This window comes from Amycolatopsis sp. NPDC114503, from assembly GCF_055633655.1.
This window is the reverse complement of the sequence record NZ_JBVKDT010000001.1, coordinates 394965-415322: the sequence shown is the minus strand read 5'-3', so window position 1 is coordinate 415322 and position 20358 is coordinate 394965. Positions and strand designations below refer to the sequence as shown.

Sequence of the window (20358 nt, the reverse complement as noted above, 5' to 3'; positions counted from 1 at the left end):
AGGGCGGTCCGTCTCGCTCGGGGGTACGGACGGACCACCCTCGGCCGGGCGAGAATGCCGGGCGATCGAGCCGGTTGGGGCTTCCGGCTCATCGCGCGCTCGCCAGTCGAGGTCGGGTTGGGCGCTCCGCCCGGAAACACCCAACCCGAGAAGTTCAGGCGCTGATCGGGCGCGGTTTCACCAGGGCGTGCCTGCCGGTGGTCTCCGCGGGCGATTCGGCTCGGCGGTTCTGGCCGGGCACGGCGGGAACCGCGGCGCGGCGGCGGGACGGGCGGTGGCCTGCCGCGGACAGCGCCTGCGGGGCCAGCCCGCCGGCGACCAGGTGCTCGTGCGCCACCTGCCACACCGAGCACGGGGCCTTGCAGCGGTGCCAGCGCGTCGAGCAGGTGGGGCAGTCGCCGCGCTCGTCGGGCTCGTGCGCCTGCAGCATCGCGCGCCAGCCCTCGGCGAGCCGGGGCAGTTCCGAGCGGGCGACCGAGACCAGCGACGGGGCGTCGGCGCGTTCCGCCAGGTCGGACAGCATGTCGAGGCGCTCCCACACGGCGTTGCGGAGAACCTGACCGAGAACCTGATCCATGGGGAAACTCACCGTCACCTTTCCGCCATCGTGGCGGCTTCGTTGAGCGCGGCCCGGAGCTGGCCGAGCTGGCCGGACGTGAGGCGGGCGGTCTCCCCGGGAGGGGAAACCACGACGACCTCGTCGTCCTCGACGAACACCGTCACGGCGCGCTCGCGGCTGATGAGATCTCCGCATTGCACGCGCCACACGACCTGGCCGCCCTCGAAATGCCGCACGCCCGCGGTACGCGGGTCAGCGGACACCGAAGCGGCGACAGCGGAAGCGACAGTAGGCGGCACCGGGCGTGCCGTGGTGATTCCCGGTGCGGCGGGCCGAGCGGACCGCACCGCGGTCCCGGCATGTCCTCCGCCGAGCGAATCCACGAACTCCACTGTCCCTCCACGCTTTCTCGTCCCGGGCCGGCGCATCTTGCGAGATGCACCTGTCCCGGCAGATCTGTGTCGTCGGGTCCATCGCTCTCCGTGATCGCCGCGGGTGTCCGGGCGCTGACGGAGATCTGGCAACTACAGTGAAGTGAAACCGGGTGCGAGAGAAGGTCGAAACCGCGTCATAGCGGTGACCGGACCGCGTTCCACGGTAAGCGGTCAACGGAGTTCGGCCCTGCCGATCAACCCCGTTCTCCGCTCGTTTCACAAGGTTCTCGCGTGTGCTTAGGGTGCTGATCAGACGCCCAGGAGACGGTGAGGGGGCGCAATGGCAATGGATGCCAGTGCTGGCAGTGGTTCCGGAGTCTCTAACGCAGACACCCGGTCAGGCAATCCGGTTCCGGCCGACGCCTGGGAACAGCCCGAGATGCGGGAGGCGCTCGCCGCCCGCGAGGTCAGCGCCGTGTACCGGCTGTTGCGCAAACACGGAGTATCGCAGCGCCAGATCGCCGCGATGACCGGCCAGTCGCAGTCCGAGGTGTCGGAGATCCTCAAGGGTCGCCAGGTCATGGCCTACGACGTGCTCACGAGAATCGCCGACGGCCTGGGTGTCCCCCGTGGATACATGGGTCTCGCCTATGACGAGACCACGGCGATACGGGTCGTCGGCGCGTCCGACGGCCGGCAGGCTGAGGAGGACGAGTCCGTGAAGCGACGGAGGTTCCTCGCGCACGCCGCCCAGGTCACGATGGGTGCGGCGGTGTTCGGTCCGGAATCCGGCACGTGGTCGGAGGCGCCAGCGCGCACTCCCGCCCCCGGGCGCATCGGGACGACCGACGTGCGCCAGGTGGAGGCGGCGACCAGGGCGTTGCGCGCGCTCGATTACCAGTACGGCGGCGGATTCTGCCGCGACGCGGTCGTCGCGCAGCTGTCCTGGGGCCAGCAGATGCTCGACTCCAGCGCGGCCGAGCAGGTGAAGACCCGGCTGTTCACGGCGATCGCCGACCTGCACAGCCTCGCCGGATGGACGTCCTTCGACACCGGTCTGATGGATTCCGCCCGCGGGCATTTCGCGCAGGCGCTGGACCTGGCCAAACAGGGCGGCGACCACCACCTGGTGGCGAACGTGCTGTACCGGATGGGCCGCGTCTACCTGCACCAGGACGCCGCGAACGACGCGCTGAAGCTGTTCCAGCTCGGCCAGATCGCCGCCCAGGAATCCGGTTCCGAACTGGCCGTCGCCGTGCTCTGCGCCAACGAGGCGTGGGCCTACGCGATGATGGGCAACGAGGAGCAGTCGGTGAAGCTGCTCGGCCGGTGCAAGGACGAATTCGCCCGCGCCGACCTGGCCTCGGCCGAATCGTGGGTCAAGTTCTTCAACGAGACCGACGTCTACGCGATGACCGGCACCGTGCACACCGTGCTGGCGATGAAGAACCCCGAGCACACGAAGTACGCGATCCCGGCGCTGAGCCGGGCGGTCGACGCCTACACCGACGACATGGCCCGCAGCAAGGCGTTCATGCTCAGCGCGCTCGCCACGAACCACCTGCTCGAGGGCGATATCGACCACGGCGTGAAGATCGGCGGCAAGGCCATCGAATGTGCGGAAAGCATCAAGTCCGCGCGGGTCAAGGACCGGATGCGGCCGCTGCAGGCCGAGGCCGAACGGCGGCGCAACAACCCCGACGCCCGCGATCTCGCCGACCGGCTCAAGATCTTCTACGCGGCCTGAGCCCGACCGGATTCGCCTTGCCCGAAGGCAGGTTCACCCCTGCGAAACTGCGCCGGGTGCTGACCGCCACGTGCGCTCGGCTGGACCTCGACCCGGCGGGCGCGCGCCTGCTGCGGTTCACCAACAACGCGGTCTTCGCGCTGGCCGGCGCACCGGTCGTCGTGCGGATCGTCGGCTCCACCAGACTGCGCCACCGCGTCGGCACGGTCGTGCGCGTGGCCGAGCATTTCGCCCGGCACGATGTGCCTGCGGTCCGGCTGCTGGCCGGGGTCGAGCAACCGCTTGACGTGCAAGGACATCTCGTCACGGTCTGGGATTTGGTGCCGTTCGCCGGACCGCCGCCGACGCCTGCCGACCTGGCCGGACTGCTGCGCCAGGTGCACGCGCTGCCCCCGCCGGACGGCCTGCCCGAATGGGAGCCGCTGCGCTCGATCGAGGCCAGGGTCGCCGACGCCGAGGAACTCGCCGACGCCGACCAGCGGTTCCTGCTGGAGCGCTGCGCCGAGGTACAGGACCGGCTCGACACCCTGGATTTCCCGCTGGCCAGGGGATTCGTGCACGGCGACGCGCATCCGGGCAACGTGCTGCCCGGTCCGGACGGCCCGGTGCTGTGCGATTTCGATTCCTCCTGCGTCGGCCCGCCGGAATGGGACCTGACGCCGCTCGCCGTCGGCCGCGAACGGTTCGGTGACCCGCCTGCCCGGTATGCGGAGTTCGCCGAGGCCTACGGCTTCGACGTGACGGCCTGGCCTGGGTTTTCCGTGCTCCGGGCGGTGCGGGAGCTGAAGCTGACGACGAGCGTGCTGCCGATTCTGCGCAGTCATCCGCCGGTGCGGGCTGAACTGCGGCGTCGGCTGGCGGACCTGCGCGACGGCCGGACGGCCACCGCGTGGACGAGATACCGTTGAGCGGGATTCTGCACGTGCATTCGCCGACTGCAGATGACCGTTCGCCGCTTTCCGCCGATGGCTGGCGAGGTATCGCTGCGCAGCGATAATTCGGTCCGGCAGATCGCCCCACTTAGCGTACTGCTAGTCCCATTGTGCAAGTTGCGGCTACCCGCCGTCACTTCGGCCCGTCAGGACACCGCGACCGGGGCCCGGGTGAGCACCACGGCGAAGCCGAAAGCCAGCCCCATCACGGTCAGTTCCAGCGTGGCCCACGACGCGAGCGCCGTCCGCTGGTGTCGCACGATGCGCGGCATCAGCCGCCACCGCAAGTTGGCGGCCAGCAGCGCGATCGCACCGGTGCACAGCACCTTCAGCACCATCAGCTGGCCGTACGGCGTCGTGAAGACGCCCGCCCAGAAGCCGATCGTCGGGTTGGCCAGGATTTCCACGATGCCGTTGAACAGGCCGGTCACCGCGGAGAGCGCAAGGCACAGCGTCGCCAGTTTCGAGAACCGGGGCAGCGCGTGCGCGAGCAGCATCCGGTTGGCCGCGAGCAGCACGATCATCGCGCCGAGGCCGCCGCACCAGGCGACCGCGCTCATCACGTGCAGCTCCATCGAGATCATCGTGTAGTCGTGATACGCCCAGTTCGACGCGTGGCCGGTGACCGGCAACGGCAGCAGCGCGAACATGCCCAGGCCCACCCGCACCTCGGCGGGCACCTTCTCGCCCTTGCGCAGTGCGACAAAGCCGAGCGCGGCGTGCAGCAGCGCGAGCACCGCCACGATCACCAGCGCCTTGCCCGCGCCGACGTCGGCGATGTAGCTGCCGATGTCGCCGCCGGTCAGCATCTTCTTGCCCGGCTTGTACTCCGCGGTCTGCAGGATCAGCGCGACCACCGCGGTCGCCGCCCAGATCAGCGCGGCGGCGACGGCGGCGGGACGGGCCCGGCGCATGACCGGTTCGGTGAGCTTCGGCCGGTCGTAGCCGACCAGCACGGACAACAGGGCCAGCCCGATCGTCGCGACCGCCGCCAGATCCAGCAGCACGCGCACGATCGGGATGGCCGCCGAGACCACCTCGCTGGGTTCGACCACGCCCGGAATGGGCGAGGACGCGGTGAGCGCGATGCCGATCAGCGCGCCCAGCAGGCCCGCGACGAGCACGCAGGCGAGCGTGGCCCAGCGGACCGCGGAGGTGGTCTCGGCTCGCGTCACTGGTCCGCCTTGTCCGATCCGGGGTCGCGGCCGGTGCGCAGGGCGACGGTGAGGCCGATCGCGAGCAGCACCACCGCGCCGGCGATCCACACCCAGATCGGCACGCCGCTCGACGACGAGGAAGCCGCCGGAGCCGACTGGGCGGGAGCCCCGGCCGCCTTGGCCGCGTCGCCCTTGGCCGGGGTGCCGTTGCCCGCGGCGGTGAGGGTGAACGGGATCTCGCCGGACACCGGGTGCCCGTCGGCGGAGAGGACCCGGTAGCCGACGGTGTACTTGCCCGCCGGGCCGAGCGGCCGCAGCGGGGCGCTCAGCACGTTGTTCTCCACCGTCACCGGGCCTTCGGCCCACTGGCTGCCGTCCGGCCCGGTCACCGCGATCTGGTTGACGTCGGCGTTCTGCACGTACTGGTCGAACGTGAGCGTGACCTTCCCCGGGCCCTTGGCGAGCGACGCGCCGTTGGCCGGGTCGGAGTTGATCAGCACGTTGTGCGCGAGCGCCGGGGTGGCCGTGCCGAGCAGGGCCACCCCGGAAATCGCCAGCGCGAGAAGCGCTTTACGCATTACTTGTTTCCTTCGGTCTTTCCTGCGGCCGGACGACGGGAACGCAGCACCGCGCCCGCGCCGACGCCGAGCCCGAGCGCGCCGACCACGAGGCCGGCCCCGCCGAGCCAGCGCGCCGTGTTGTCCGACGACGACGCGGCTTCCGCGTTCTCCCCGGCGGCCGTGGCCTTGGCGTGGCCGCCGCCGTGCTCCGAGGATTCGGCGGCGAGCTTGATCGTCGGGGCGGGGTGCTCCGGCTCCTCGCCACTCGGCGGGGTGGGCTGGTTCCAGTCCACCACTTTGCCACCCTCGTACGTCTGGATCGCCGGGAACTCGAGCTGGTCGACGTTCGACGGCAGCGGACCGCCGCTGATCTGGAACTCCTGGAATTCGGTCGAGCCGATCTTCGTGCCCGGCTGCGCGGTCCAGACGACCTTCGTGACGGCCTCGGTGATCTTCGTGCCGGACGCGGTGGTCACCGGCTGCGGCAGCTTCGACTTGGTGACCTCGGCGGTCCAGCCGGGGATCGGCTTGGTGCGGATGTTGCCGATGCCGTACTCCGGCTTGACGTCGACCTCGACCTTGATCGTGCCGAGCTTCGCGTCCTCGTTGGGGACGCGGAAGAAGATCGTGCCGTAGCCGCCCTTGGCCGGCTGGTCGCCGTAGACGTTGGCGGTCACGTGCGCGGACGCGATGCCGGCGCCGAGCAGACCGGTGGCGGCGACGGTCGCGGCGAGCACGCCGGCGCGACGGAAGACATGGTGGGACACAACTGCTCCTGAACAGGGAAGGGCCGGCGGAGGACAACGCCCGCGCCGGAAAAGTGAATGGGGTGGTGAGCGGCAAAGCCGGTTCTAACCGGCTTGAACACTCACGAGAAGTTCAGGAGCACCCCGGCGGTCCGCGTCGCCCCCGCACTCGCCGCAGCTCAACGCTCAGCAACGGCACCGCACCAGCCGCACGCGGCCGCGTGATCCCGGCTGCCGCCACCGGAACCGGCAACGGCCGGATCAGCAGCGGAAGAATCACCCGCACCACGCGCAGCACCGCGAGCAGCATCGCGTCCGCCCGGGCCAGCACCAGCGCGGTGAGCAGGGTCGCGACGGCGTGCGCCGCGGTCATCGCCCAGCCGTCGGGCGCGGTAGCCGCACCGCTCGGGTCGTGCCCGCCGAGCGTCGTCAGCACTAGGTGCATGACGAGCTGTCCGCCGCCGAGAACCGCGATGGTGCCCAGCGGTCCGCGCGCCCGGCCGGCGAGCGCGGTGGCGGTCCAGCCGAGCAAGCCGGTCAGCAGCAGGGTGAGCGCGGGATCCGGCAGTCCGCCGTCGGCGGCCGCGTGCGCGGTGACGGCGAGTGACGCCGAACTCAGAGCGAGCAGTCCGCCGCGGACAGCGGCGAGTGCGCCGCGATGCCGGGCCGGAGTGCTCATTCGGGCAGCTTAACGGCACTCCGGTGGGTGACTGAAGCGTCTCGAATGGTGAGCACTTGCGGAAAACGCACAGGTAGGCGGGTTTCGATCCGGTAAAGACCGCCCGGTCGAGCGCGCCGTGTCGGTTGCCGAGCCCACCCTGATGCGAAACGGTGGGTAATCACAACCGAGAAGTGGGGGTTTCGACCGTATCCGTTCCGGGTAGTCACCCTGCCGATTGATGGGCTACTCCGAACGGGTGACGTCCGGGGCTCGCAAGCTGGCGGGAGAACGAATACGGATGAACCTCTTCGAGTACATCTCGGACCGGTGGGGAAGGCTGCTGCTCCAGGCGTGGCTGCACACCAGCATGGTCGTGCAGTGCACGATCCTCGCCGCGATCCTTGGCGTGCTGATCGGCATCGCCGTCTATCGCAGCCCCATCGGTTCCGCAGTCGCCACGGCGCTGGCCAGCACGATCCTCACCGTCCCGTCGTTCGCCCTGCTGGGTCTTCTGATCCCGCTCTCGGGCCTCGGCTCGACCACCGCGGTGATCGCGCTCGTGCTGTACGGCCTGCTGCCCATCGTCCGCAACACGATCGTCGGCCTCGACGCGGTCGACCCGGCGATCACCGACGCCGCCCGCGGCATCGGGATGAGCAGGCTTTCCGTGCTCACCCGGGTCGAACTGCGGCTGGCCTGGCCGGCGATCCTCACCGGCATGCGGGTCGCCACGCAGATGCTCATGGGCATCGCGGTGATCGCGGCCTACGCCAAGGGCCCCGGCCTCGGCGCGGAGGTCTTCTCCGGCCTCACCAACGCCGGGAGCACGAACTCCCTCAACCAGGCCCTCACCGGCACCGTCGGCGTGGTCATCCTCGCGCTGGTGCTCGACGGCATCTACGTCCTGATCAAGCGATTCACCATTTCTAGGGGTGTCCGTGGCTGAGCACACTGCGACCGAAGAAAACGTCTCCGGCGTCGAGATCGAACTGGACCACGTCACCAAGCGCTACTCCGGCACCCGCGCCCCGGCGGTCGACGACTTCTCGATGGTCGTGCCCGCGGGCAAGATCGTGGTGTTCGTCGGCCCGTCCGGCTGCGGCAAGACCACCACGATGCGGATGATCAACCGCCTGATCGAGCCGTCGTCCGGCCGGATCACCATCGGCGGGCAGGACGCGTTGAAGCTCGACGTGGACACCCTGCGCCGCCAGATCGGCTACGCGATCCAGCAGGCCGGGCTGTTCCCGCACTTCACCGTCTCGCAGAACATCGCCGTCGTGCCCGGCCTGCTCGGCTGGGACAAGAAGAAGGTGACCGCGCGGGTCGAGGAGATGATGGACCTGGTCGGGCTCGATCCGGCCGATTTCCGCGACCGCTACCCGCGCCAGCTGTCGGGCGGACAGCAGCAGCGCGTCGGCGTGGCCCGCGCGCTCGCCGCGGACCCGCCGGTGCTGCTGATGGACGAGCCGTTCGGTGCGGTCGACCCGATCACCCGCGGCAACCTGCAGGACGAACTGCTGCGGCTGCAGACCGACCTGAAGAAGACGATCGTCTTCGTCACGCACGACTTCGACGAGGCGGTCAAGCTCGGCGACCGGATCGCGGTGCTCGGCAACCAGTCGAAGATCCTGCAGTACGACACGCCGGAGTCGATCCTGGCGAACCCGGCGGACGACACGGTCGCCGGTTTCGTGGGCGCCGGCGCTTCGCTCAAGCAGCTGACCCTGCTGCGCGTGCGCGACGTCGAACTCCAGCAGGACGCGCTCACCACGACGATCGACGAATCGCCCGCCGACGTGCGGGAGAAGCTGAGCAAATCGCGCAAGCCGTTCGCGCTGGTGCTCGACCAGCGGCGGCGGCCGATCCGCTGGGTGCACGTGCGCGAGCTGACCAACGCCACGTCGCTGGGCTCGGTCGGCAAGCCGCTGCGCGACATCGTGAGCCTCCAGTCGACCCTGCAGGATGCGCTCGAGGCGATGCTCGCCGAAGGCGGTTCGGTGCCGGTCACCGGCGCGCGCGGCGAATACGCGGGCACGATCAAGCTGGACACGGTCATCGCGACGATCCAGCAGCTCCGTGACGAGCACGCCGACGACCACGTCGACGAGGACGGGGCCACGGCATGACCGCTGCCGTCGATACCGGTTTCAGCACCGAATCAGGCTCCCGTCGCGCGGAACGCGTCCGGCTGTTCGCCCAGCCCGTGGTGGTCGTGCTGATCGTCGCGGTCACGCTCATCTGGGTGTTCGCCAGCGGGCTCACCGCGACCGAGAAGGAAACGCTCAACGCGGAGTCGCTGCTCACCGCGCTGCGCGACCACGTGGCGATGACCGTCGTGGTCACCGCGATCGTGGTACTGGTCGCGGTGCCGCTCGGGATCATCGTGACCCGGCCGTGGGCGAAATGGCTCGCGCCGATCTTCCTGGCGGTCGCGAACATCGGACAGGCCGCGCCCGCGCTGGGCGTGCTGGTGCTGTGGTTCATCTTCACCGGCGCGGTCGGCGGGCTGTGGGTCGCCGCGCTGCCGCTGGCGTTCTATTCGCTGCTCCCGGTGCTGCGCAACACGATGGTCGGCATCCAGCAGGTCGACCCGTCGCTCATCGACGCCGGCCGCGGCATCGGGATGTCCGCGCAGAAGGTGCTGTGGCGGGTGGAAGTCCCGCTCGCCGTCCCGCTGACCCTCGCCGGCCTGCGCACGTCGCTCGTGCTGGCGGTCGGCACCGCGACGTTCGGCATGTTCGTCAACGCGGGCGGGTTCGGCCTCTTGATCGACACCGGCTACAAGCTCAACCTCACGAAGGTGCTGATCACCGGTTCGGTGCTGGCCGTCGCGCTGGCGCTGCTGGTGGACTGGCTGGGCGCGGTCGCCGAGCAGTACTTCGGACCGAAGGGACTGCGCTGATGAACGTCCTGAAAAAGGCGGGCGCGCTCGTCGGCGCCGCCCTGCTCGCCGGGACGCTCTCGGCGTGCGGGCTCGACGTCAACACCGCGATCCCGTTCAAGATCGAACCGGGCTCGATCCGGCCGATCCCGTCGCTCGAAGGCCAGCGGGTGGTCGTCGGGTCGAAGGACTTCACCGAGAACATCATCCTCGGCTACATGGCCGAAATGGCGCTGAGCGCGGCGGGCGCGGACGTCATCGACCTCACCGACATCAAGGGGTCGAACTCGTCCCGGCAGGCGCTGCTCAACGGGCAGACCGACGTGACCTGGGAGTACACCGGCACCGGCTGGATCAACTACCAGGGCAACGAGCTGCCGGTTCCGGGCGGGGAGAAGGCGCAGTACGAGGCCACGAAGAAGGCCGACGCGGAGAAGTACGGCGTCACCTGGCTGAACTACTCGCCGCTCAACGACCAGTACGCGTTCGCCACCACCGAGGCGTACGCGGCGAAGAACAACCTCAAGTCGACCTCGGACCTGGCGAAGTTCCTCACCTCGCATCCGGACCAGAACCGGTTCTGCCTGGAGACGGAGTTCACCAGCCGCCAGGACGGGTTCCCGGCGGCGGTCAAGGCGTACGGGTTCAAGAACCCGAAGATCGAGAACTTCGGGATCGGCACCATCTATTCGGCGGTGGCCAACGGCACCTGCCCGGTCGGCGAGGTGTTCACCACCGACGGCCGGATCTCCGGGCTGAACCTGCGCGTGCTCGAGGACGACAAGAAGGCGTTCCCGCAGTACAACGCCGCGGCGACGCTGCGCACGGAGTTCCTGAACCAGCACCCGGAGATCCGCGGACCGCTGGAGACGGTGGCGGCGGCGCTCGACAACAAGCAGATGGTCGAGCTGTGCAAGAAGGTCGACGTGGACGGCAAGGACGCCGGCACCGTCGCGCACGACTGGATGCTCGAGAAGGGCTTCATCAAGTAGCGCTTGCTGCCGGTGAAGGGCCCCTTGAGTTCGCTCAAGGGGCCCTTCCCGTTTTCAGATTCAGATGCCCAAGCGGTGCAGCAGCTGGTCTTCCAGCCGTTCGAGTTCGCCGGTCACCGCGCGGTGCGCGGCCTTGCGCCGAGCCGCGGGCATGCGCTCGGCGGCGCGCACCGTGGCCGACAGCTGTTCCAGCGTCGACTGCGTATCGGCGGCGAACTTCTGGTCCGCGTCCGTCGCCTTCGCCGACTTCTTCAGCTCGCCGAGGCCCTGCACGAGACCCGCGATCCGGGCGTGCAGCGCCGCGCCGCGGCCGGTGTACTCGCCGAGCTGGTCGACGGCGACGCCCAGCTTGCGGGCCTGGTAGCGGTCGTACGCCTCTCGCGCCGCGCCCGCCGCGCGGATCGCGTACGGCGCGAGCACCGGCAGCACCGCCGGTCCGAGCACCTTGGCCACCGCGACCGCGTTCTTCGCCTTCTTCGGGGTGATCCGGGCTTCACCCTCGTCCTGTTTGGCCTTGTCTTGCTTGGCCTTGCGCGCCATGGCCGTTACCTCCCACGCCTTCTCCGGATGAACTTACTGGTCCCCGACGTGACGGGCATGTCGGCTCGCGCGGGGAATGTCGTACCCACGATCTATTGTGATCGCTATGGGAGACGAGGTGTTGCTCGACGCGGGAGCAGTGAGTCGTTGCCGCCGCCGGGTGCACCTGGAACACGACCCGGCGATGCGCGACGTGCCGCTGCCGCCGCCGGATCCGACGGCGCAGCAGCGCATCGACGATGCGACCGCGCACCGCGAGGAAATCCTCGAACAGCTGGTCGCGGCCTCGGGGTCGGAGGCCACCTGGGCGCGGGTGCCGCGCACCGCGTCCGCGGGCGAGCGAGTGCGGCTCACCCAGGAGGCGTTCGCCGAGGGCACGCAGTACATCTGGGGCGCGCTGCTGCCCGCCGATCCGGTCGGGCACCGGCGCGGCGGGATCGACCTGCTTGTGCGCGTCGGCGAGGGATACGTGCCGGTGCTGGTGGTCCGGCACCGGATCACCGACCGCGGCCAGGGCGCGCCCACCACCGCGATGACGGAGCTGAACCCAGCGCGTCGTTCGCCGGACGAACTGCGCAAGGTGCGTTCGCAGCCGCGAGACCAGCTGCGGCTCGCGCATCTGCGGCGGATGCTGGAGTCGTACCAGCTGGCGGCCAGCGGCGGCGCGGTCGGCGGGGTAATCGGTCTCGACGCTGATGTCGTCGTGTGGCACGACCTCACCGCGGGCACCTGGCCGGGCGGCCGCAGCGCGCTGGACGAATACGACGCGCGCTTCGAGGATCGGCTTGCCGTGGCGACCGCAGCCGCCACCGGTGCCGAAGCGCTGGCCGCGCCTTCGCGGGTGCTGGAGTGCCGGCGGTGCCCGTTCTGGGCCACCTGCGAGGTCGTGCTCACCGAGACGCGCGACGTGAGCCTGGTGGTGCGCGGCGAGGACGCGGGAGAGCTGCGCCGGGTCGGAGTGTCCACTGTAGACAAGCTGGCCGCCCTGGACCCGGCTGCCGAGGCGCCGCCGATGAACTGGACCGGCGGCACGTTCTCCGACGCGATCATGCTCGCCCGCGCGTGGCTGGCGGATCTGACGGTGGTGCGCCGCACGCCGCAGGTCGAGGTGCCGCGCGCGGACGTCGAGGTCGACGTGGACATGGAGAGTTTCGGCGACGCCGGCGCTTATCTGTGGGGGACGCTGCTGTCCGGAGCGGACATCGGGGTGCCGCGGGGATACCGGGCGTTCGCGACCTGGGAGCCGCTGCCGACGGTCGACGAGGCGCGGTCGTTCGCCGAGTTCTGGGCGTGGTTCACCGACGTGCGGGAGCGGACTCTCGCCGCGGGGCTGACTTTCCGGGCGTACTGCTACAACGCGCTCGCGGAGAACCGGTGGCTGTTCGGGTCGGTCGAGCGGTTCGGGGAGTATTCCGGGGTGCCGGAGAAGCGGGCCGTGCAGTCCTTTGTGGACTCTGACGAGTGGGTGGATCTTTTCCGCAGCGTGACGGATCAGTTCCTGTGCTCGCGGGGCAAGGGGCTGAAGGTGATCGCGCCGGTGGCCGGGTTCGCCTGGCGGGATCCGGAAGCGGGCGGCGAGGCGTCGATGCGGTGGTACCGCGACGCGGTCGGCATGGACGGCGAGATCCCCGACGACGAACAGCGCGAGCGGCTGCTGCGCTACAACGAGGACGACGTCTTGGCGACCAAGGCTCTGCGGGAGTGGATGAGCGGGCGGGCGCAGGACGAGGTCCCGTACATGCTGGACATCTGAGTCCTCCCCGGAAGCCGCGGCGGCCCCGGAATTTCCGCACGGGGACAGCTCAGCGAGTGCTAGCGGTTCCGAAGGGGGTGTCGCACGGATCCTCGGGGCAGGGGCAGGGGCAAGGGGGCCGACCGCCGCGAGGCGAGGCGCGAATGGCGCCGGGGGTGTGCTGCGGTGTTCGGGCAGCACACTTGACCCGGCAGGAGGTTATTCGCCCGCGCGCAGTTTCTTGTTTTCCCGCTGGGACTCGTGGAGCTGGTCCTCAAGGGCGACGATGCGGCAGGCGGCGTCGACGGCCGTGCCCTGGTCGACCAGTTCGCGCACGCGTGCGGCGAGACGCAACTGCTGGCGGGAGTAGCGGCGATGCCCGCCGGACGAGCGCTGCGGCTCGATCAGGCCGGCTTCGTCCAGGCTGCGCAGGAAGTTCTGGCTGGTGCCGAGCATCTCGGCGGCCCGGCCCATCGTGTAAGCGGGGTACTCGTCGTCGTCGAACTTGTCCGCCCCGCCGGAACCGGCGGACGGGGTATCGCGTGGGTCAGGGATCATTCCACCTCCACATCACAAGGAACCCCGGGTGCCATTGCGGCACCCGGGGTTCCAGGGTTGGGTTTCATCATTGTCAACCGGCCGTGAAGCCGGCTTCTGGTATCCGCGGGGTCCGTTCACCGGACATGCCGCGCGGAGATCGCTGATTCGTAACCGAGAACCACCTGCCAATCTGATGGGACTGCGGTACCCGCGCGGCACTGCTGCTCCGCCGCCGCGGGCGATCCAATGATGTGCCCGTTCCCTTCTTTCCGGTGTTTTCCTCTTGCGGTGTTGCACTTCCGGTACTGCTTTTACTGCTACTTCTCCTGCTTCGAACGTCACCGGCTGGAACCCTTCCACTGATCGGCCCCAGCACGCGTAACGCCGCTGGTCACTGGCCGGAGCCCCGTCGAAAATCGGCTCCGGCCACCTGACCGCTTCCGCACTGCGTGACTTGCCAGTGCGCTTACTGCAACTTCGTTTACTTCAACTGCGTTACTGCAACTGCGTTTACTGCACGGTCCCGGTCGAAACCCGTTCGTTAAGCGGCTTCGTCCTGCTTGACCGTCTTGTCTCACCTCACGGGCAGTTCGTCATCTCCCGTGCCTGATTGACGTTGTCTCTCTTGTACAAGAAGGATGCTACCCATGATCGGCACCGAATGTCTACCCCGGGTGGCATAGATTTTCTCCGACCTAGGCGCACGGTCGTGTTTCCGCTATACTCGTCGGCGAGTACTCGTCCACGAGGAGGTCCAGGGTGAAGCGGCGGAAGGTGTCCAACATGCTGGGCCTCGCCGTGCTGGCCACGTTGTGCGAGCGGCCGATGCACCCGTACGAAATCGGCAACGTCCTGCGGGGGCGCGGCAAAGAGGGCGACCTGAAGATCAAGTGGGGCTCGTTCTACACCGTGGTCGGCAACCTCGAAAAGCACGGCTACATCGAGGCGGTCGAGAACGTGCGGGACGGGGCCCGGCCGGAGCGGACCGTCTACCGGATCACCGACCCCGGCCAGGCCGAGCTGGAGGATTGGGTCGCCGAACTGCTCGGGACGCCCGATCCGGAGCCGACGCGGTTCCACGCTGGGCTGTCGGTGATGCTCGCGGTCGGGCCGGACGTCGTCGACCAGCAGCTGGGGCACCGGATCGGCGAGCTGGAGCGGATGATCGACGACCGCGTCCAGATGCTGGAGGAGGCGCGAACACAGCTGTCCCGGCTGTTTCTCGTGGAGAGCGAATACCAGCTGGCGATGTGGCGCGCGGAGGCCGAATGGGTCCGCGGGCTGCGCGAGGAGCTGGCCTCCGGAGCGATTCCGGGGGTCGGGGAATGGCGGCACTACCGGGAAACCGGGGAGCTGCCCGACATGAGCGTCTTCGTCAAGAACGAAGGCGAATGAAGAGGTCCCGGAGGAGGTGCTGGCACACCGCCGCCGGGACCGGGAACCGTCGAACTGGAAACCGCTGGTGCGGAATCTGTCCTCAGGCTGCGTCGAGAAGGATACCGGCCCCGCGGCAACCGGTTCGGTCTCAACCGAACGGGGAGAAGCACATGGGGAACACCCAGGTCAAACGTCATCGCACGAAGCTGCTGCCGGAGATGGAGGGGCCGGTCGCCCGGGCGTACGCGCGCGGGCGCCGCACCGAACCGCAGCTCGTGCAGTACCGCGAATCTGCCGAAATGCTGGCCGCGGACCTGGCCGAGGGCACTGACCTGCTCGAGGTCGCGCCCGGTCCGGGTTTCTTCGCGGTGGAGCTGGCTCGCACCGGGCGGTGCAAGGTGACCGGGCTGGACGTCAGCCGGACGTTTGTCCAGCTGGCCAAGGAGTACGCGCGGGAACAGGGCGTCTCGGTGGACTTCCGCCGAGGCGACGTCGCGGCGATGCCGTTCGCGGACGGCTCGTTCGACTTCCTGATCTGCCAGGCGGCGTTCAAGAACTTCGCCGACCCGGTGGACGCGCTCGACGAGATGCACCGGGTGCTGCGGCCCGGCGGCGTCGCGCTGGTGCAGGACTTGAGCAAGAGCACCACGGACGCGGAGCTCGACGCCGAGGTCGCGCGGATGGATCTCGGTCCGGTGGCCACGTTCACCACCGCCCGTACGCTCCGCGGGCTGCGGCGGCGGGCGTACACGCCGGAGCAGTTCAGCGCGACCGTCGCCGAGAGCAAGTTCCGCACCTGCGAGGTGACCCCGGACGGGATCGGCCTCGAGGTGCGGATGCGCAAGGCGTGACCTGAACAGCGGGTGTGCCGCCGAGGGGGCGGCACACCCGCTGTTCAGCAGGTCAGCGCGGGGCCATCCGCAGCGAGCCGTCCATCCGGACGACCTCGCCGTTGAGGTAGTCGTGGTCGATCAGCGACAGGGCGAGCTGCGCGTACTCGTCCGGGCGCGCCAGCCGCTTCGGGAACGGCACCCCGGCGGCGAGGCCGGCGCGGAACTCGTCGCTGACGGTGGCGAGCATCGGGGTGTCGACGATGCCGGGCGCAATCGTCAGCACGCGGATGCCGTGCGAGGCGAGGTCGCGCGCGGCGGGCAGCGTCATCCCGACCACGCCGCCCTTGGACGACGCGTACGCCACCTGCCCGATCTGGCCGTCGAAGGCGGCGACGGACGCGGTGTTGATGATGACGCCGCGTGCGTCGTCGGCCAGCGGCTCGGTCTTCGCGATCGCCTCGGAGGCGATGGTGACCACGTTGAAAGTGCCGATCAGGTTGATCTGGATGACCTTCGCGTACAGCCCGAGGTCGTGGCGGCCCTTCTTGGACAGGATGCGCGCGGACGGCCCGATGCCGGCGCAGTTGACCACCGTGCGCAGCGGTACGCCCGAGCCGGCCGCGGTGTCGACGGCGGCCTGCACCTGGTCCGGGTCGGTCACGTCGGCCTCGACGTAGGTGACGCCGTCGACCTGCTCGGCCTTCTCGATCGAGGGCGCGAGGTCGAGGGCGAACACCCGCGCGCCTTTCGCGGCCAGTGCCTTGGCGGTCGCGCCGCCGAGACCGGACGCGCCACCCGTGACGAGCGCTGCGGTGTCGGTGATCTGCATCTTCAGCCTTCCTCCTGCTCTCAGGTGCCGCGGTGCACCTCCGCGCCCAGGTTAACGCTCGTTCGCATGCGCGCCGGAGTGTGTCGCCTCACCCGCTGTCTCGTCGCGAGGAGTATTCGGTCGCGACCGCTTCCGTTAGCACTGAGGTCAACTCCGGCTGTCACCTTCAGCACCATGAGCTCAGCTCGGATCGTGGTGGTAGGGACGGGATACGTCGGATTGACCACGGGGGCTTGTCTCGCGAGCCTCGGGCACCGCGTCACCTGTGTGGACGTGGACGTGGCGAAAGTGAACCGGCTGTCGGCCGGCCGCGTGGACATCCTCGAACCAGGACTGGCCGAATTGGTCTCCCGCGGACTGGCGAACGGACGGCTGTCGTTCGTGGTCGGCGCGCGGGAAGCCGTTCGCGGCGCGGAAGGTGTCTTCCTCTGCGTGCCGACGCCGATGGGCGCGGGCGGGTCCGCGGATTTGCGTGCGGTGGAGGCGGTGACCGCCGAGATCGGCGACGTGCTGCCGCCGGGCTGCGCGCTGATCACGAAGTCGACGGTGCCGGTCGGCACCGCGAAACGGATCCGTGCGATGGTCGGCCGCGACGACGTGCCGGTGGTGTCCAACCCGGAGTTTCTGCGCGAAGGCACTGCGGTGCAAGACTTCCTGAACCCGGACCGGATCGTGGTCGGGTCGGATTCGCACGCGGCGGCCGCGTGGGTCGGGCAGTTGTACGGCGATCTCGCCGCACCGATCGTGGTCGCCGACGCGGCCAGCGCGGAACTGGTGAAGTACGCGGCGAACTGCTTCCTCGCGCTCAAACTGTCCTATGTGAACTCGATTGCCGAGCTGTGCGAACGGCTCGGCGCGGACATCGACCTGGTCACCGAGGGCATGGGCTACGACCGGCGGATCGGCCGCACGTTCCTCAAGCCTGGCCCCGGATGGGGCGGTTCGTGCCTGCCCAAGGACACCAGCGCGCTGGTCAAAGTCGCCGAGTCGGTCGACTACGACTTCCGGATGCTGACCTCGGCGATCGACGAGAACATCGCCCAGCGCGACCGCATTGTGGCGAAGATCGCCGGCGCCTGCGGCGGAACACTGGCCAACGCGCGGATCGGCGTACTGGGCCTGGCGTTCAAGGCGGGCACGAACGATCTGCGCGATTCCCCAGCGCTGGCAGTGTCTTCGGTGCTGGGTGCGCTCGGCGCGGAGATCACCGCGTACGACCCGGCGGTGTCCGGCGGCATTGCCGGGATGACCGTCGTGGACGATCCGTACCAGGTCGCCAAGGACGCGGATGTTGTTGTGGTGCTTACCGAATGGGCCGAGTTCCGCAACCTCGACTGGGTCGCGATCGCGGACGCGATGGAAGGCGACGACGTCGTCGACACCCGCAATCTCCTTGACCCGGGCATGATTCTCGACGCGGGGCTGTCCTGGCAGGGCGTCGGACGGCCGCGCGCGGCCCGGCGGCGAGTGGCGATTTCCTGATTGGAGATTCGCGCGGGCTGGGTTATGATCTCCGGCGGCATCGCGTGTCGGTCACCGGCTGGGTGAGGCATGGAGGTGCTGGGATGCCTTCTGGAGGCATTGCTTCGTGTCCCTTTCTCTTGAACTGAATCATCTGATGGTCCCGTCCCGGAACAACCGGGAATCCGCCGAATTCTTCGCGACCCTGCTGGGGTTTGAGATCGGCGAGGAATGGGGTCCGTTCATCCCCGTCGAAACCAGCAACGGCGTCCGGCTGGACTTCGCCACGATCCCGGACGGGGATCGCACCCTGCAGCACTACTGTTTCCTCATCCCGGAGGACGACTTCGACGCGTTTTTCCTGCGGCTGAAGGAATCCGGGGTCGAGTACCACGCCGGACCGGGCGGGCAGGGCCCCGGCGAGATCAACCACAACCACGGCGGCCGCGGCGTGTATTTCCTTGACCCGGGCGGAAACGGGATCGAGGTCATCACCCAGCCGTACGAGCCGGAACGGAAACGTCCGGCCAGCTGGTAAGTCCTTTGCCGACGGACGGCGGGCGGGTCACAGCGAAAGCGAGGCCCACCCGCCGCCCGCGGCCAGCAAGGTCCGGACGCCTTCCGCGTGGTCGGCGAACGCGGCCAGATCGCCGTGCAGCAGCGCGGCGCGTTCGGAATCAAGCGGATCCGCATCGTCGCGCCACAGTTCGAGCGTCCAGTTGGCGGCCAGGAGCATCGAACGCACCAGCCCGGCGACCGCGGAATCCGGCTGGTCGTGCGCGGCGAGAATCTCGTCGCACGCGGCGAAGCAGCGTTCGAGTCCGCGGACGGCTTCGGCAGGCGTACCGTCCCAATCCGGTCCCGGCCAGGCGCACGAGCCCAGCGCGAGCCACAGCTGCCAACCGGCGGTCAGCTCGGCTTCGTCGCGGGGCGTCCAGTGCGCGGCCATTCCTTGAGTGTGCGCCCCGGCGGCCGGTTTGCCGCCGGGGTTTTGGCCGAGGTCACGTGCGTGGCTGTTCCCACAACCAGAACTCGATCCCCTGGTCGTCGGCACAATCCGCCGTTCGGCCGTACGGCTGGTTCTCCACCTCGCCGGACCGGCCGCCCGCCTCGCGCACCCGGCCGAGCGCGGCTTCGAGGTCGTCGACGGCGAACATCAGCTTCCATCCGCTCTGCAGTTCCGACCCGCCCCACAGCCCGCCGGGAAGACCGTCGCCTTCGATGCGCCACGCGGTCGGCAAGCTGCCCTGGTGGAACTGCCAGCCGAGCACCGCGCCGTAGAACGCCTTGGCCCGGCCGTCGTCGGGCACCTGGAAGGTGAAGTACCCGGCCTCGCCGTGCCGATACGTGCGCTCCCCGGGCGTTTGCGCGCTCGGGGCGGCCTTTCCGATCAGCCAGCGCTGGCCGTACGGGTCGCGGATCACTCCGTTCAGCCCGTAGCCGCGGTCCTCGACCGGACGCAGCAGTTCCGCGCCCAGTTCCACCGCCCGCCGCGCGGCGCCATGCGGGTCGGGCACCTCGACGCGCACCAGCGCGCCGCCCTCGGGAGCGACGACGTTGCCCAGCTCGGGGAATTCCTCGGCCAGCATCAGCACGCTGTCGCCGATGTCCAGCTCGGCGTGCCCGACCCGGCCGTCGTCCATGACGATCGGGTCGGCCCGGCGGCGCGCGCCGAAGACCTCGACGTAGAAATCGATCGCGGCCCGGGCGTCGGTCACGACCAGGTACGGCGTCAGCGCACCCGCTCGGGCCTGCTGGGTTTCGGTGGTGGTCATCTCCGCTCCGTTCAGGATCAGACGGCGGAGGTCGTCCCGCAGCTGGTCGGCGAAGGCCGGATCGGGGTCGGCCGGAGTCGAGGGCAGCGCGAGCGCGTCGAACGGTTCAGCCATCACGTCCCTCCTTCTCCTGGTAGCTGCGGCGAAACGCGGTCTTGGCCCGCGTCAGCAACGCCTCCGTCGCGTGGATGGTCCGGCCCAGATGCGCGGCGACGTCGCGCACCGGAAGGCCGTCGACGTACCGCAGCGTGAGCACCGCCCGATGGGAGAACGCCAGCGCTTCGAGCACCTGCCGCGCGCGCAGGGCGTCGAGCTGTTCGTCCCAGGGATCCTCGACGTCGCATCCGGCGTCGTGCACGAGCCGCAGCCCGCGCTGTTCCCGTTCGGCGCGCCGCCAGTGATCGGCCAGCTTGTGCCGGGCCACCCCGATCAACCAGGGCGTGCTCACCGGCGGCGCGTGCTCCTTGCGGCAGGCGGCGACCGCGCTCAGGAACGTCTCCGAAGTCAGTTCCTCCGCCAGCACGCGGTTGCCGCACCTCGCGAGCAGGTAGCCATAGACCTCCGGCAGGGCCTTCTCGTAGAGGCCGAGCAGCGCGAAGGCCGGGTCTGGCTGCACCCGAGGTTCCGTCACATCCCCATCGTCGTCCGGGAGCGGGGTT

The 20358-nt window shown here is 69.4% G+C and carries 23 protein-coding genes; 11 read left to right on the top strand and 12 right to left on the bottom strand.

Going from position 1 to position 20358, the window contains the following annotated elements; all coding sequences use genetic code 11:
- Positions 1-154: 154 nt before the first annotated feature.
- Together ACZ7OI_RS02100 and ACZ7OI_RS02095 are read right to left on the bottom strand one after the other, a co-directional pair.
- Positions 155-577 carry a hypothetical protein gene (locus ACZ7OI_RS02100; protein WP_470262388.1) on the bottom strand — a complete coding sequence of 141 codons (423 nt, stop codon included), beginning with the start codon at positions 575-577 and terminating at the stop codon, positions 155-157.
- A gap of 14 nt (positions 578-591) precedes the next feature.
- Positions 592-951, bottom strand: coding sequence for a hypothetical protein (locus tag ACZ7OI_RS02095; RefSeq protein WP_354736068.1), 360 nt, complete (start codon positions 949-951; stop codon positions 592-594).
- A gap of 421 nt (positions 952-1372) precedes the next feature.
- On the opposite strand from ACZ7OI_RS02095, the gene ACZ7OI_RS02090 reads away from it, so the two are divergent.
- Together ACZ7OI_RS02090 and ACZ7OI_RS02085 are read left to right on the top strand one after the other, a co-directional pair.
- Positions 1373-2680, top strand: coding sequence for a tetratricopeptide repeat protein (locus ACZ7OI_RS02090; RefSeq protein ID WP_470262387.1), 1308 nt, complete (start codon positions 1373-1375; stop codon positions 2678-2680).
- 17 nt (positions 2681-2697) lie between these two features.
- Entirely contained in the window at positions 2698-3588 is an 891-nt protein-coding gene (locus ACZ7OI_RS02085; RefSeq protein WP_470262386.1) for a phosphotransferase enzyme family protein, read from the top strand.
- Between the two features lie 170 nt (positions 3589-3758).
- Here the strand turns inward: ACZ7OI_RS02085 and ACZ7OI_RS02080 are convergent, their stop codons facing one another.
- The 4 genes from ACZ7OI_RS02080 to ACZ7OI_RS02065 all read right to left on the bottom strand — a co-directional run bounded on the left by ACZ7OI_RS02080 (position 3759) and on the right by ACZ7OI_RS02065 (position 6754).
- The gene (locus ACZ7OI_RS02080; protein ID WP_470262385.1) at positions 3759-4787 is read right to left on the bottom strand and encodes a copper resistance D family protein; all 1029 of its coding nucleotides are present in this window, start codon (positions 4785-4787) and stop codon (positions 3759-3761) included.
- A complete protein-coding gene (locus ACZ7OI_RS02075) occupies positions 4784-5347 on the bottom strand; it encodes a copper resistance CopC family protein (protein ID WP_470262384.1) in 564 nt (187 codons plus the stop codon). The genes ACZ7OI_RS02080 and ACZ7OI_RS02075 overlap by 4 nt, the downstream gene beginning before the upstream one ends.
- Positions 5347-6096, bottom strand: coding sequence for a YcnI family copper-binding membrane protein (locus ACZ7OI_RS02070; RefSeq protein ID WP_470262383.1), 750 nt, complete (start codon positions 6094-6096; stop codon positions 5347-5349). Before ACZ7OI_RS02070 ends, ACZ7OI_RS02075 begins: the two co-directional genes overlap by 1 nt.
- A gap of 112 nt (positions 6097-6208) precedes the next feature.
- On the bottom strand, positions 6209-6754 hold the full coding sequence (locus tag ACZ7OI_RS02065) for a hypothetical protein (RefSeq protein ID WP_470262382.1): 546 nt from the start codon (positions 6752-6754) through the stop codon (positions 6209-6211).
- A 280-nt stretch (positions 6755-7034) separates the two neighbouring features.
- Between ACZ7OI_RS02065 and ACZ7OI_RS02060 the strand changes: the two genes are divergently transcribed.
- From ACZ7OI_RS02060 to ACZ7OI_RS02045, 4 genes are read left to right on the top strand one after another with little or no spacing between them, the layout of a single operon-like run.
- Complete coding sequence (locus tag ACZ7OI_RS02060; protein ID WP_037806896.1) at positions 7035-7682, top strand: ABC transporter permease; 648 nt, start codon at positions 7035-7037, stop codon at positions 7680-7682.
- Positions 7669-8865, top strand: a complete 1197-nt coding sequence (locus tag ACZ7OI_RS02055) for an ABC transporter ATP-binding protein (protein WP_470262381.1) — start codon at positions 7669-7671, stop codon at positions 8863-8865. The genes ACZ7OI_RS02060 and ACZ7OI_RS02055 overlap by 14 nt, the downstream gene beginning before the upstream one ends.
- Complete coding sequence (locus ACZ7OI_RS02050) at positions 8862-9641, top strand: ABC transporter permease (RefSeq protein WP_470262380.1); 780 nt, start codon at positions 8862-8864, stop codon at positions 9639-9641. Before ACZ7OI_RS02055 ends, ACZ7OI_RS02050 begins: the two co-directional genes overlap by 4 nt.
- Positions 9641-10612 (top strand): glycine betaine ABC transporter substrate-binding protein, encoded by a 972-nt coding sequence (locus tag ACZ7OI_RS02045; RefSeq protein WP_470262379.1) that lies wholly within the window; start codon positions 9641-9643, stop codon positions 10610-10612. The genes ACZ7OI_RS02050 and ACZ7OI_RS02045 overlap by 1 nt, the downstream gene beginning before the upstream one ends.
- Before the next feature lie 60 nt (positions 10613-10672).
- Here ACZ7OI_RS02045 and ACZ7OI_RS02040 read toward each other — a convergent pair whose 3' ends face one another.
- Complete coding sequence (locus ACZ7OI_RS02040; RefSeq protein WP_470262378.1) at positions 10673-11152, bottom strand: DUF6474 family protein; 480 nt, start codon at positions 11150-11152, stop codon at positions 10673-10675.
- A gap of 106 nt (positions 11153-11258) precedes the next feature.
- On the opposite strand from ACZ7OI_RS02040, the gene ACZ7OI_RS02035 reads away from it, so the two are divergent.
- Complete coding sequence (locus ACZ7OI_RS02035) at positions 11259-12905, top strand: TM0106 family RecB-like putative nuclease (protein WP_470262377.1); 1647 nt, start codon at positions 11259-11261, stop codon at positions 12903-12905.
- 198 nt (positions 12906-13103) lie between these two features.
- On the opposite strand, the gene ACZ7OI_RS02030 is transcribed toward ACZ7OI_RS02035, so the two are convergent.
- On the bottom strand, positions 13104-13442 hold the full coding sequence (locus ACZ7OI_RS02030; protein WP_470262376.1) for a MerR family transcriptional regulator: 339 nt from the start codon (positions 13440-13442) through the stop codon (positions 13104-13106).
- 741 nt (positions 13443-14183) lie between these two features.
- On the opposite strand from ACZ7OI_RS02030, the gene ACZ7OI_RS02025 reads away from it, so the two are divergent.
- Entirely contained in the window at positions 14184-14819 is a 636-nt protein-coding gene (locus ACZ7OI_RS02025) for a PadR family transcriptional regulator (protein WP_470262375.1), read from the top strand.
- 152 nt (positions 14820-14971) lie between these two features.
- Entirely contained in the window at positions 14972-15652 is a 681-nt protein-coding gene (locus tag ACZ7OI_RS02020) for a class I SAM-dependent methyltransferase (RefSeq protein ID WP_470262374.1), read from the top strand.
- Between the two features lie 52 nt (positions 15653-15704).
- Here ACZ7OI_RS02020 and ACZ7OI_RS02015 read toward each other — a convergent pair whose 3' ends face one another.
- Complete coding sequence (locus ACZ7OI_RS02015) at positions 15705-16463, bottom strand: SDR family NAD(P)-dependent oxidoreductase (RefSeq protein WP_470262373.1); 759 nt, start codon at positions 16461-16463, stop codon at positions 15705-15707.
- Positions 16464-16637: 174 nt separating this feature from the next.
- Between ACZ7OI_RS02015 and ACZ7OI_RS02010 the strand changes: the two genes are divergently transcribed.
- Together ACZ7OI_RS02010 and ACZ7OI_RS02005 are read left to right on the top strand one after the other, a co-directional pair.
- Positions 16638-17945: a UDP-glucose dehydrogenase family protein gene (locus ACZ7OI_RS02010; protein WP_470262372.1), complete on the top strand. Its 1308-nt coding sequence runs from the start codon at positions 16638-16640 to the stop codon at positions 17943-17945.
- Between the two features lie 136 nt (positions 17946-18081).
- A complete protein-coding gene (locus ACZ7OI_RS02005; protein ID WP_470262371.1) occupies positions 18082-18462 on the top strand; it encodes a VOC family protein in 381 nt (126 codons plus the stop codon).
- A 27-nt stretch (positions 18463-18489) separates the two neighbouring features.
- Here the strand turns inward: ACZ7OI_RS02005 and ACZ7OI_RS02000 are convergent, their stop codons facing one another.
- The 3 genes from ACZ7OI_RS02000 to ACZ7OI_RS01990 are packed head-to-tail and all read right to left on the bottom strand — an operon-like array spanning position 18490 to position 20330.
- Entirely contained in the window at positions 18490-18873 is a 384-nt protein-coding gene (locus tag ACZ7OI_RS02000; RefSeq protein ID WP_470262370.1) for a hypothetical protein, read from the bottom strand.
- A gap of 52 nt (positions 18874-18925) precedes the next feature.
- On the bottom strand, positions 18926-19813 hold the full coding sequence (locus ACZ7OI_RS01995) for a VOC family protein (RefSeq protein ID WP_470262369.1): 888 nt from the start codon (positions 19811-19813) through the stop codon (positions 18926-18928).
- Positions 19806-20330 (bottom strand): RNA polymerase sigma factor, encoded by a 525-nt coding sequence (locus ACZ7OI_RS01990; RefSeq protein WP_470262368.1) that lies wholly within the window; start codon positions 20328-20330, stop codon positions 19806-19808. The genes ACZ7OI_RS01995 and ACZ7OI_RS01990 overlap by 8 nt, the downstream gene beginning before the upstream one ends.
- Positions 20331-20358 lie beyond the last annotated feature (28 nt).